The organism is Pseudoalteromonas sp. Z1A6 (assembly GCF_011378745.1).
GTDB classification, from domain to species: Bacteria; Pseudomonadota; Gammaproteobacteria; order Enterobacterales; family Alteromonadaceae; genus Pseudoalteromonas; species Pseudoalteromonas arctica.
Map to the genome: position 1 here is coordinate 1 of NZ_WTKW01000147.1, position 10,107 is coordinate 10,107.

The 10,107-nt window shown below is 39.4% G+C and carries 11 protein-coding genes; 4 read left to right on the plus strand and 7 right to left on the minus strand.

Annotated elements, in window-relative coordinates; translation table 11 throughout:
• Window positions 1-294 precede the first annotated feature (294 nt).
• The 3 genes from GQR46_RS10745 to GQR46_RS10755 form a co-directional block, all read right to left on the minus strand.
• On the minus strand, window positions 295-1,371 hold the full coding sequence (locus GQR46_RS10745; RefSeq protein WP_165740946.1) for an endonuclease/exonuclease/phosphatase family protein: 1,077 nt from the start codon (window positions 1,369-1,371) through the stop codon (window positions 295-297).
• Between the two features lie 23 nt (window positions 1,372-1,394).
• Complete coding sequence (locus tag GQR46_RS10750) at window positions 1,395-1,757, minus strand: hypothetical protein (protein ID WP_165740947.1); 363 nt, start codon at window positions 1,755-1,757, stop codon at window positions 1,395-1,397.
• Window positions 1,758-1,833: 76 nt separating this feature from the next.
• Entirely contained in the window at window positions 1,834-2,082 is a 249-nt protein-coding gene (locus GQR46_RS10755; RefSeq protein WP_024612353.1) for a TIGR03643 family protein, read from the minus strand.
• A gap of 123 nt (window positions 2,083-2,205) precedes the next feature.
• Between GQR46_RS10755 and GQR46_RS10760 the strand changes: the two genes are divergently transcribed.
• From GQR46_RS10760 to GQR46_RS10770, 3 genes are all read left to right on the plus strand, one after another.
• The gene (locus GQR46_RS10760; protein ID WP_165740948.1) at window positions 2,206-2,895 is read left to right on the plus strand and encodes a transporter substrate-binding domain-containing protein; all 690 of its coding nucleotides are present in this window, start codon (window positions 2,206-2,208) and stop codon (window positions 2,893-2,895) included.
• A 29-nt stretch (window positions 2,896-2,924) separates the two neighbouring features.
• The gene (locus GQR46_RS10765) at window positions 2,925-3,581 is read left to right on the plus strand and encodes a YoaK family protein (RefSeq protein WP_165740949.1); all 657 of its coding nucleotides are present in this window, start codon (window positions 2,925-2,927) and stop codon (window positions 3,579-3,581) included.
• A 74-nt stretch (window positions 3,582-3,655) separates the two neighbouring features.
• On the plus strand, window positions 3,656-5,716 hold the full coding sequence (locus GQR46_RS10770; RefSeq protein ID WP_165740950.1) for a TonB-dependent receptor: 2,061 nt from the start codon (window positions 3,656-3,658) through the stop codon (window positions 5,714-5,716).
• Window positions 5,717-5,740: 24 nt separating this feature from the next.
• Here the strand turns inward: GQR46_RS10770 and GQR46_RS10775 are convergent, their stop codons facing one another.
• Window positions 5,741-6,544 carry a helix-turn-helix transcriptional regulator gene (locus GQR46_RS10775; protein WP_165740951.1) on the minus strand — a complete coding sequence of 268 codons (804 nt, stop codon included), beginning with the start codon at window positions 6,542-6,544 and terminating at the stop codon, window positions 5,741-5,743.
• 106 nt (window positions 6,545-6,650) lie between these two features.
• Here GQR46_RS10775 and GQR46_RS10780 point away from each other — a divergent pair, with 106 nt between their 5' ends.
• Window positions 6,651-7,847: an MFS transporter gene (locus tag GQR46_RS10780; RefSeq protein ID WP_165740952.1), complete on the plus strand. Its 1,197-nt coding sequence runs from the start codon at window positions 6,651-6,653 to the stop codon at window positions 7,845-7,847.
• Here the strand turns inward: GQR46_RS10780 and GQR46_RS10785 are convergent.
• From GQR46_RS10785 to GQR46_RS10795, 3 genes are all read right to left on the minus strand, one after another.
• Complete coding sequence (locus tag GQR46_RS10785) at window positions 7,836-8,057, minus strand: hypothetical protein (protein ID WP_165740953.1); 222 nt, start codon at window positions 8,055-8,057, stop codon at window positions 7,836-7,838. The two genes, GQR46_RS10780 and GQR46_RS10785, sit on opposite strands and share 12 nt — an antisense overlap.
• A gap of 111 nt (window positions 8,058-8,168) precedes the next feature.
• Window positions 8,169-8,582 (minus strand): GFA family protein, encoded by a 414-nt coding sequence (locus GQR46_RS10790; protein WP_165740954.1) that lies wholly within the window; start codon window positions 8,580-8,582, stop codon window positions 8,169-8,171.
• A 303-nt stretch (window positions 8,583-8,885) separates the two neighbouring features.
• On the minus strand, window positions 8,886-9,875 hold the full coding sequence (locus GQR46_RS10795) for a fatty acid desaturase (protein ID WP_165740955.1): 990 nt from the start codon (window positions 9,873-9,875) through the stop codon (window positions 8,886-8,888).
• Window positions 9,876-10,107 lie beyond the last annotated feature (232 nt).

Genomic DNA, 10,107 nt, shown 5'->3' on the forward strand with positions numbered 1-10,107 from the left:
CGCCTAAAACCAGCAAAGTAAGCCTGAAATACTCAAACATATAATTAAAAACCTAAAGTTTTAAAAAGTTAACGCTTATTGTAAATAACTTAAAATACAAACAAGGAGAGTTAACTGCCAGTCTTTATTTCGAGAGTTTTAGCATTGTCTACTTCTAATAAAGCAAATATGTATTTTAAAAATAAAGTCTAAACCAAAGAGCACAGTAATAATTCAGCACTCCGCAATTCAACACAAGTCGGCCTCAACTATTAGTAATTTAGTACTTTATATAAATACCGCTACATCTGATGTTTACTCGTCAAATTTTGGCACTTTTCGCTTATCTGCCTTGCTCATAGCTAGCTCTTGGATTTCTTCATGCTTTAGATCTTCGGGTTTATCTTCTAGTGACTCCTGATTGGCATTCTCATAAGAAAGCTCAGTAAGTAGTGCAAAGTGATCAGAGCCATATTTAGCAAGACGCTTAATACGCTTTACTTTAAAGCCTTCGCTGTGAAATAAGTGATCAAGCGGCCAGCGCATAAAGAAGTAACTTGCATGAAATGTGTTATAAAAACCACGGCCTTTTCGAGGGTCTAAAAAGCCACTTATTTGCATAAACAAACGCGTGCTGCGCGACCATGCTACGTCGTTTAAATCACCGGCAACTATGGTAGGGCGAGTTGGGTTTTTAAGTGCTTTAGCCACCATTATTAGCTCTGAGTCGCGTGGGCGCGATGAGTCTTCCTCCGTTGGGCTTGGCGGTGCGGGGTGAATAAAATGCCCTTGCATTTTAAGGCCCTCGTCGTTTTCAAACAGTATATGAATAGAAGGAATATCGTCCTCTATTAACTCACATATTTGGGCATCGAGTATTTTAAATTTACTGTATAAGTGCATGCCGTAGCGGTTGTCTTTAGGGCATTCTATAAAATACGGATAGTGTTTTTTAATAACTGATAATTTATTTTCCCACCAGCTGTCGCTTTCAAGCGTGATAAGTAAGTCGGGTTGGTGCTCGTTAACCAAGCTAATTAACTGCTCACTTTTATGATTCGACATAAGTACATTTGCCGACATAATTCGTATGCTATGATCAATATGCTTAGGTGCACTTTGCACCTCTTTTTTAGCAAGCCACGTATACGGGTAAATCCACTTACCTTGTAAAATCATTATAAGTAATGAGGTTAAGGCTATAAATACATAACCTATTGCGCTACTTTGCCATAATAAAAACAGCGAAGTAACAGCTACAAAACTGGCAATATAAAATACCTGTAAGCGCACAAAGTCGCAGCTACGCACTAAGTAATGCTGGCTGTACGACATAGGTAATAGGGTAACCAGTAAAAAAAAGCCAATAATTATAGCCAGCGCAATGAGCATTTTAATATCCTTATAAAGTTAATTTAGCGACTTAAAATTGAAAGTATTTCTCGGGTGTCGTGCACCATGTGAATAACTGTACGGTCTATCTCAATGCTTACTGTACCATTATCTCTAGAGCGTTCAATAACTCTACCTCGTTTATATAAATCGCGCTCTAAAAAGTCGCCTCGGTGGTAGCTTTTACTTAGCCCTGGTGGCGTCCAACCTGCGCGAATTAACTGCTTTGCCTCTTTTTTAGAAAGGTAGTCATCGTCGTTATGTTTATGCGAATTATGCTTTTTATGGCCGTGTTTATGACCATGTTTATCTTTATGCGGTTTTGCGTCTGCGCTTATTGAAAATAAAGCCAATGCTATTAGTACTGTGTGTATAGGTGCTCTCATAAATAATCTCTAGCGTAGTTAATAGCTAAAGATTAACAAACATGGATGAACATCGTATGAAACACCCACTCCTCGTTTAACGTTGTTTATATTGAGTTTTACAATGGCTGCGCATAATAGCGGGATCGCGTAATTTTAAGTGTTTTGTTTTACGCCCTGCATGGCGCTTGCGCCACACTTTAAAACTGCCTTTTGAAACATTGTCTCGCATAAATACCACCAGCTGCGGGTATTTTAATCCGTATAGCTGCTCTATTGCCTCATAAGGGGTTCTATCTTCCCACGCCATTTCGATAATACGTGACTGCTGCTCTGGGTTAAACATGATGTTTCTCACAAAATTTAACTTATACGCTAGGTAAAAATACTTAGATCAATGCAATTAAGCTCAGTAACTGTATAATTGGCGTTCAATTTATGTACTTTAAAAGATATCGAATTTATATTTATGCGCGCAATATTCCTGTTTTTAGCTTTAACTTTACCTTCGTTATTACTTGCAGCGCCAAGTAAAACCCTGCGCTGCGTAACAACCCACTACCCGCCTTTTACTATTTACGATGAAAAAGCCGATACATTTACAGGTTTAGATATTGATTACATTAAGTTTATTGAAAAAAACTTAAACCTCAAAATTGACGTTGTTCATTTACCTTGGGCGCGTGTTAAAAAAGAGATGGAGCTGGGCTATTACGACTGCTATTTCTCATTGGCCAACTATAAAGAGCGTACAGAATATTTAGACTTTACTAGCGAGCCTTTGCATACCACTAAGTTTGGTTTATTCACGTTAAATGAAGATAATCTGCTTATTGATGATTTATCAAAAGCCGCTATAGCTATGTTACGCGGTGTTATTCTTCCCAAAATTATCGCTAAAAAGTACAGCCTTGATGAGAATAATCTGCTTCGTTCACTTTCAACTAAAGACACTTTTGAGCTACTTGAAAAAAAACGCGTTGAATATGCAATAACTAACTATCAAGCGGGTTTGTGGTACTCAAAAGAATATAAAAACATTTATGCTCGGCAATTAAATGAGTTTACATTTCCTACTTATATTGCTTTTAAGCGTGGCGTAATTGATACAAAATTAGTTGATGAACAAATAAAGCGTTTTAAAGCACAAGCTCAATAATTAACTCTGCACATATTAAGAGATAACCAATGTTTACAAAACTACCAAAGTGGGTTGAATATGGCGCGTTTACACTGGCATTTATAGCGGGCATAGTTAACGCTGTTGGCTTATTAGGATTTGAACATCAGGCTATTTCGCACTTATCAGGCTCTGTCACTTTGTTGGGTATTAAACTAATGAGCAGTACTTCAGCCGCTTTACTGTTATTGAGCATACTAATAAGCTTTATGCTGGGCTCTGCGCTTTCTGGTTTTTTACTTGCAGGGCGTTCATTAAAACTTGGCCGGCATTACGACACGCTCTTATTTATTGAAGGCGCTTTACTGTTAGCAAGTGCCTACCTACTTAATCAATCTTATGTTTATGGCATTACGCTCGCATCTGCTGCTTGTGGATTACAAAACGCGTTAGCGACTAATTACAGTGGCGCAGTAGTTCGTACCACACACTTAACGGGTATTTTTACTGACCTTGGTTTAATGATAGGAAAAGCACTTAAAGGTGAGCAATTTGATACGCGTAAAGGCGTTATGTTTTTACTTATTATTGCGGGCTTTTTATTAGGTGGTGTAATCGGCTTTATTTTATTTGAACACTACCAAGTGCTTACTTTGGTGTTTCCTGCTGTGGCTTGTTTTGTTTTATCAATTACGTATCGGGTTTATAGGTTACGTACGCTTTAACGCAACGAGTTTAAAAGCACATTAAAACCTCATATTATAGAGGTAATGCAATATAGATTACTTTCAAGGAATGTATGAAACCTTATTTTTTGCCGCTGCTATTACCCTTTAGCCACACTGCGTTTGCCGATAATCAAAACAACGATGCAATAGAAACCATAACAACTACGGCATCACGTATTGAAGCGCTATCTACCCCACTTCCTTTATCAATAAGCACACTAACGCAAGCGCAGCTAAATAGTATAGCGCCTACCCATATTGAAGAAGCTCTACAACGTGTAGCAGGTGCTAATATTCAACGCGGAAATGGCCAGGAGTATTTACCCGCGCTTCGCTCACAAGTGCTTTCGGGCGCAGGCGCTTGTGGTGGCATATTGACTCTAGAAGATGGCATACCACTGAGAGCCGCTGGGTTTTGTAATATAAACGAGCTATTTGAGGCGCACAGCGAAATGGCGCAGCGCATTGAAGTGCTAAAAGGCCCTGGCTCTGCACTTTATGGCTCAAACGCTGTGCACGGTGTTATTAATGTAATAACGCCCGACTCCACACAAGGCGGCGGCTTAGTTGGCATTGATTACGGTTCATACGGTTATGCTCGTTATAAATTACGCGCAGGGCAAGATTACGGCAACAGTGGTATAGGCATTAACGCAAGCATTACCGACGACAGCGGTTACCGTGATGATGAAAGCGTAGAGCAACAAAAAGTAAATATTCGCCACCGCTATTCAAATGATAATTTACTACTAACTTCAGGGCTTACTTACACAAACCTCGATCAGCAAACAGCTGGATTTATTACAGGCTTTGAAAGTTATAAAAACGAAGACCTCGCGCAAAAAAACTTTGACCCAGACGCATTTAGAAAAGCACGCGCATTTAGAGCATGGAGCAATGCAACATGGCAATTAAATAACGATGATGTGCTCTCTACTACGTTATATTTTCGCGACCAAAGCATGGACTTTTTTAAGCACTTTTTACCCGGCACACCGCTTGAAAAAAACAGTCAAACCGGCTTTGGTGTGCAATCGCTTTATCAACATAATTTACAACGTAATGTAAAAGTAAACCTAGGGCTTGATGGCGAATACACGCAAGCCGACTTTACTCAAAGCCAAAATGAGCCCACTCAAGGTTCTGCATTTTTAGTTGCTACAGTGCCACAAGGTAAGCATTACGATTACGATGTAAACGCCACGCTTTATGCCCCTTTTGCATCTATTGATTGGCAATTAAATAAGTGGTTACTTACCGCAGGTGTGCGCTACGAGCATATGCAGTACGACTACACCAATAATATGCTAGCAGGCAGAACAAAAGACGATGGAACAGAATGCGGCTTTGGTGGCTGCCGATACAGCCGCCCTGAAAGTGGAAAAAATAGTTTTAGTAATCTATCGCCAAAGCTTGGGGTTAGTTATCAGTACAATACAAATAACACGCTTTATGCAAACTTTTCTCGCGGTTACAGAGCGCCACAAGCGGCTGAGCTCTACCAATTACAACGCGAGCAAACCACTGCAAATTTAAGCGCCGAAATAGCCAATAACGCAGAGCTGGGTATTAAAAGGATTTACGAAAAACTACGTTATGGCGTGTCGGTTTACGCTATGAGTAAACACAATACGATTTACCGCGATAGTGACTTTTTTACGGTAAATAATGGCAGCTCTCGCCATCGCGGTATTGAGCTTGAACTTGACTACCAGCTCACAAAGTCGCTTGCGCTTAACTTTGCAGGCACTCACGCAAAGCATACTTATACTAACAACCAAATACTTAACGGTTTAAATATAAACGGCAACGACATAGATACCGCGCCGCGTAATATTGCTAATCTCGATTTAACCTGGCAGGCATTAAACAACGCGCAATTTGCTTTGCAGTGGCACCGCGTTGGTAACTACTACACCGACCCAGAAAACTTAAATAAATACCAAGGGCATGATGTTTTAAGCCTGCGCGCTCAGTGGCAAGTTACTAATAACCTTGAAGTGCTTGCTCGCATTATTAATTTAACCAATGAAGCTTATGCAGAGCGCGCCGACTACACCAGTTTTACCGGCGACAGATACTTCCCTGGCAAACCACGTAACGCCATGCTTTCGGCAACTTATACGTGGTAATGCTTATTTAAGAGCTAAACTGATTTAAAGGCTAAGCCAATTTAATTGATTTAAGTCGCTCATGTATTTCATGGGCGACTTTTTCATTACCTTTTTAAACATAGTAATAAATGCACTCACCGACTCATACCCTAGTAACTCCGACACCTGCTGCACACTTTGCTTATCTGAAAGCGCTTTTAGGGCTGTAATTATATGTAATTGCGTACGCCACTTTCCAAATGTCATACCGGTTTCTTTTTTAATTAACCGCGCTAATGTGCGCTCAGTTAATGCAAACTGCTTAGCCCATTGTGGTAGTGTTTTTCGATTGTTTGGCTTGTTTATAAGCTGATCGCTCATAGTTTGAATTACCTCATTTTTAGATAATACAAAATCCAGTGGCTGTACGGGCATTTCAATAAGTTGATCAAATAACACCTGCGCTAAACGCGCTGTTTTACTATTTAAAGTATAGTGCTGATTATGCGCAGACAACTCGCACATTAGCTCTTTAACTAACGGCGTAATAGCTAACGTACAGGTATTTAGCGGCATACCGTTTTTACTACTATCAATAAATAAATGACAAAGCTTTGCGTTATCAGACGCCCTATTACTATGCACCTTTTGTGCAGGGATCCAAATTGCACTGTGCGTAGGCACCATCCACATTTTTGCCGACACTTCACATGTTACATAACCATGCAGCGCTAAAATTAACTGCCCTTTAGGATGGGTATGTAGTGGTATTTCGTGACTTGCATGGGCGTGCTCTATTTTGGCTATTATGGGCTGCGCCATAGTTTCAAAATTTTTAATGTCGTCCCAGCCAATTGCATCAAACATAGTTTTGTCTGTTTTTAGTTATTTAATGTCATTATCTCTAAATTATAGTTTTTGCTAAGCCTTTATACTAGCGCCCATTAAGTATTAGCTTTAATGGTCTTCCCTTTTGTTAAATAACACACCTAAATCACGCTTTGCTGGCATATTACTTGTGCTTGGCATATTACTTATTGCCGCAAATTTACGCGCCACATTTACAGGTATTGCACCTGTGCTTGAACAAATTATTAATCACTTTGGGCTTAGCGCATCGCAAGCTGGGTTTTTAACAACATTGCCACTCATTGCCTTTGCGGTTGTATCGCCAATGGCCGCAACTCTTGCTAAAAAGCAGGGGCTAGAGCGCACCTTGTTTGTGGCTTTGTTATTTATACTTGCGGGGGTTGCAGCGCGGGTAATAAATACCTCAGCCATGCTTTTTGTAGGCACCGCTATTATTGGTGTAGGTATTGCCATCGCAAACGTATTATTACCAAGTTTAATTAAGCGCGACTTTCCTGCAAAGGTTGCGTTAATGACCTCAGCCTACGTGCTTACTATGGGCGTGGTATCGGGTGGGTTTTCCACTTTGGTATTTCCGCTTAGTCAGTTAAACGGATTAGGATGGCAACTTGCGCTGGGCTCATCAGCTCTTATTACTCTGGCGAGTATTATTGTATGGATCTCGCAATTAAGTAAGCACACAAAACCCGCGAGTATTGCTCAACACACTGACACGTCAAAAAGTGTATGGCGCTATTTACTAGCATGGCAAATTACCTTGTTACTGGGTTTAAACTCTTTTTTAAATTATATAATTATTACGTGGTTGCCCAGCATATTAACCGAAGCAGGCCAAAGTGCTACGCAAGCGGGTGCTTATCATGGAGCTTTTCAAATTGCGACTGCATTACCGGGTTTAATATTAATCCCCCTATTGGCAAAATTAAAAGATCAAAGCGCGCTTAGCTTTATTTTAGCTATGCTCAGTGCATTTAGTGCATTGGGGCTGCTTTACATGCCTAACTATGCCTTTGTGTGGACCTTAATGCTGGGTTTTTGCTCTGGAGCATGTTTTATATTGGGGTTGTCGTTTATTAGTTTACGAACCGATGATTCGCAACAAGCAGCATCGCTTTCAGGTATGTCGCAAAGCGTAGGTTATTTACTCGCGGCTATTGGTCCTATGCTAGCTGGTGCATTACACACGACTACAGGAAGTTGGGCTGCGCCATTATGGCTGTGCGCTATTGCCGGAGTACTGTGTGCATTATGTGGTTTAGGCAGTGGTAAAAACACTACTTTAGCTAAATCAGTTAACTAGTTGCTGTAACCACGAAAATAAACCAGACGAAGTTTTGTTGCTCGTGTGTTTTTGCTCATAGCGTTTATTAGTCGCTTCGCGCTGTTCACGGCGCTCTTGTGCTAAATTAGCCTTTGCAGCAAAACGCAAGCGCTGCTCTTGAGTAAGCTCATCATTAAAACTAATGGCTGTTTTTTTAACTGCTCGGCTGCTTTTAGGTGAACTACACATGTTATTCTCCAAATGACTGACTTATAAGTAGACAGTCATTTGGTAAAATAAATTTCAAACCGCTTACTAAAAAAGTGATTTTTGATCAGTATTACTAATAACTCCAACTAACTAGTTTTGTGGGGTTGTATCAAACGCAGGTACTTCGTGTAAGCCGCTCAACCAGCTCAATGTTGATTTAGCCCAAATTTGTGCTGTTGGCGTAAACTGTTCACGCTGATCAACCGCACCAATACGCAAGCCATATACACGGTCAGTTTTAACTTCGTTAGTTGCATAAAGTGTTGTACCACATGTACCACAAAAACCTTGCGCACGCTTGTTACCACTTTGCGCTGTTTTAACAAACTCTTTTGGCTCACCTTGGGTAAATACTACCGAATTTGGCTCTGCAATTATAACGGCTCTAAATGGGCCGCTCGACATACGTTGGCAATCGCTACAATGGCAAACAAGTGCATTATTATTTTGAGACTTTGCTTGGTATTTAATTTCACCACAGTAACAGCTTCCAGTAATTTCCATTATTTAAATCCTTAATGCTTATGAAGATTGAATCGAGATATAAGACCGGCAGTATCGATTCATTATTTTTAAAATATAAAAAATTGCTCGCCGGTTCATTTGTATATTCGGTTAGATTTTTAATTTTTGAGAGTGATTTTCAACGTTGAGCAAGTGCTACAAACATGATCCGATGTTTTAAATAAAACAGCAATACCACGTTAAGCTAATAGCATAACGTGGTGCGTCTAAATTATTTTTTATATGTGTTTAGATCATAAAATAAGAATAGCAATGTAGAACCTCCCCTTATGTTGGGGGTAATTATTTAAATGCGTTAGCATTTTTTATGCTGTCAAAATCGTTAAAGCGCACGTTGTGTTGCGCCATTACTTTAAGTATTTTTTCACTTAGCATTTGACGTAAATAAAACGGCTGATTTGGCACAAAATGATGGATGGTATGCGTTTTACCAAAGTTAAAACAAAACAAGTGAAACGGCATAAATAAACGGCTCGTTAGTACATGAGTTTGCTCAAGCATGTTATTAACGCCGCCATAGTAATGCATGCTTGAGGTAACAAAATTAAGCGAGCTTGAGCGAATAATATTAGGAACAATGAGCACAACCATTAAAAATTCGAACACATTCATTGTACTTAACAACCAGCTAGGCGAATTTAGCGAAAGTGGTATAAATAAATCAACAATATGAAATACAATAACGCTGTATAAAACAGCAAAATACGCAGTCGCTATCGGAAATCCCGCATTAAAAACACTCGAAAAACTAAAGCCATTAATTTCTTTTCTAAAACGTTTAGTAGAAATAACTAACCCTAATAACCCATCCATAATAACTAACGCACGTAAGAATGGGTTTTTAATACCGTTGCCCACCAAGCGCTCTTCTAAGTCTTGTTGTGTGCCTGAGGTTCTGTGATGGTGTAAATGCATTTTACGTCGGTACCACGGGCTAATAGTATTTGGCCGCATTAACCATACTGTTAGCATCATAAAATTATGCATAAATGGCTGGTTACTAAAGTATTGTTTATGTATAAGGTCGTGTTCTAACTCATGGGAAATAGATGCAGCAATAGCCGCAAGTACTATGCATACCCAAGCAGGTATGATGGCTAAATAATATAAAACACCAACACCAATTAGTGCGCTAAGCGATAGCAATAAAATAATTAACCCTAAGGTATTTTGATGTGCAAGTAACGGGTGCTTTTGACGAAGTGATGCTTCCTCTGCCTTAATTGCTTTAACAATCGATTGAATGTTCTGTTTGGCACTTAATTGAGTCATATATAATGTCTTAAAAACCTTGTTGTACAAATAATACCTGAATTAAGCGCAAAATCGGCATAAAGCAGGAATAATTTTTGTAATACGATTAACTATTATCAATAGTTCAATTGCTTATTTATTCAATCGCATAACAATTTAATAGCACTCATAACCCAAAATATTCGCTTTATATATCAGTCCAAAAAGACTTAAAAAATTTACCGATGGAGTCTCCTTGCTATAAACGATT

Coding starts and splice junctions, on each gene's coding strand:
- GQR46_RS10770 (WP_165740950.1), top strand. CDS start 3,656: ATGAAACCTTATTTTTTGCCGCTGCTATTACCCTTTAGCCACACTGCG.
- GQR46_RS10750 (WP_165740947.1), bottom strand. CDS start 1,757: ATGAGAGCACCTATACACACAGTACTAATAGCATTGGCTTTATTTTCA.
- GQR46_RS10745 (WP_165740946.1), bottom strand. CDS start 1,371: ATGCTCATTGCGCTGGCTATAATTATTGGCTTTTTTTTACTGGTTACC.
- GQR46_RS10765 (WP_165740949.1), top strand. CDS start 2,925: ATGTTTACAAAACTACCAAAGTGGGTTGAATATGGCGCGTTTACACTG.
- GQR46_RS10790 (WP_165740954.1), bottom strand. CDS start 8,582: ATGGAAATTACTGGAAGCTGTTACTGTGGTGAAATTAAATACCAAGCA.
- GQR46_RS10775 (WP_165740951.1), bottom strand. CDS start 6,544: ATGTTTGATGCAATTGGCTGGGACGACATTAAAAATTTTGAAACTATG.
- GQR46_RS10760 (WP_165740948.1), top strand. CDS start 2,206: ATGCGCGCAATATTCCTGTTTTTAGCTTTAACTTTACCTTCGTTATTA.
- GQR46_RS10785 (WP_165740953.1), bottom strand. CDS start 8,057: ATGTGTAGTTCACCTAAAAGCAGCCGAGCAGTTAAAAAAACAGCCATT.
- GQR46_RS10795 (WP_165740955.1), bottom strand. CDS start 9,875: ATGACTCAATTAAGTGCCAAACAGAACATTCAATCGATTGTTAAAGCA.
- GQR46_RS10755 (WP_024612353.1), bottom strand. CDS start 2,082: ATGTTTAACCCAGAGCAGCAGTCACGTATTATCGAAATGGCGTGGGAA.